The organism is Okeania sp. SIO2C9, from assembly GCF_010672455.1.
Lineage (GTDB): Bacteria > Cyanobacteriota > Cyanobacteriia > Cyanobacteriales > Microcoleaceae > Okeania.
In genome coordinates this window covers 1-1,207 of sequence record NZ_JAAHGO010000265.1, presented here as the reverse complement: position 1 = coordinate 1,207, position 1,207 = coordinate 1, and the positions used below count along the sequence as shown (strand labels likewise).

The 1,207-nt window shown below is 37.2% G+C and carries 2 protein-coding genes; both read left to right on the top strand.

Annotated features, from left to right (window positions below):
- Nucleotides 1-847, top strand: an 847-nt coding sequence (locus tag F6K23_RS40885; RefSeq protein WP_293166978.1) for a hypothetical protein, incomplete at its 5' end; no start/stop codon positions are given.
- Nucleotides 848-905: 58 nt separating this feature from the next.
- A partial coding sequence (locus tag F6K23_RS40880; RefSeq protein ID WP_293166976.1) for a hypothetical protein occupies nucleotides 906-1,207 on the top strand: 302 nt, incomplete at its 3' end.

Genomic DNA, 1,207 nt, shown 5'->3' with positions numbered 1-1,207 from the left:
GATATCACCCTATGTTGATGAGGGATTACTAGGATTAAAGATAAGTCAGAATGGTGAAACCAAATCACTTACTAATAAAGAAGCTAAGGAATGGATTGAACATAAGGCTATTGAACACCTCAAGAATTTATTTCCTGGTTTAAGTGTTGTCAATCATTACATACTTGAGGTTAAGGAAATTTATGATTCCTGCGTTTTCCATGGTTCTGCCAACTATTTGCCATCAATCGTTAATACTTTTCTAATTCCTAAAATGAGGTCTTACCAAAATAAACCTTGTGAGGTTTGGGATTTAGAAGGTGAGCAGTTAATCAAGGTTTTAGAAGATTACTATCCTGCTCTTGAATTTCTAACACAGCTATTGAAAGACCCTACCAGAGTTTCTAGAGGCAAGACTTATTTGCAAAGCAAAATTCTTAAGACTGCTCAATACGTCAAACTTTATAGCTCTAGTCATGGAGAAACCAAGCTCTTCCCGGGCTGTAACTATTATGAGGGTAGGTTACTTCGAGAAGCTACTCTCTCACAATTCAAGTTCAGAACCTTTGAACAGTGGCAGTCTTGGGAACGGGAGTTTAAAAAGTTACTGGATGAGACTGGACAAACTTATGAGCAGTTCTTTCTTAATAAGGATGGTACACTAAACTACAAGAAGTTGTCCAAAACTCTAGATGAGCTAATCAGGAAAGGCTATCAGCGATTTAGTGAATCTAAGAAGGCTTCTAAAAATCGCAACCTTCATAGAGAGTACTCTTTACATCCTCAGGCAATAGTTCTCAGCAAAGTTAAGGATAAACTTGCTCAGGCACAGAACCATCAAGTTGAAGATAAAGATAATTATGAATAGAGGATGTTCTAGTTTTTATAAACTATAATTGATATTATTCTTGGAGGCTGTAAGTACTATGTCAGATTCCAGAGGTTGGGAGTATACTCAACGTGTTATCAGCATTTCACATAATCGTAGAATTCGAGAATATTTTAGTGATATAGAGTCTGATGATGACTTTACAAATGGTAGGTCAGTACTAAGAAATACCCTGCTAATTAGAGATAATGACAGTGGTTTAGAGGTAATGAATAAGCAATTGTGCTTCATGCACTTAAGGATGGATGAAGCTCCTGTAGCTACGATGCCTGAACACTGGGAGAGAAGAGTAGGTTCAGACCGTCCTCAATTAGTGGTTGTTTATCGTCCCAAGCTTAG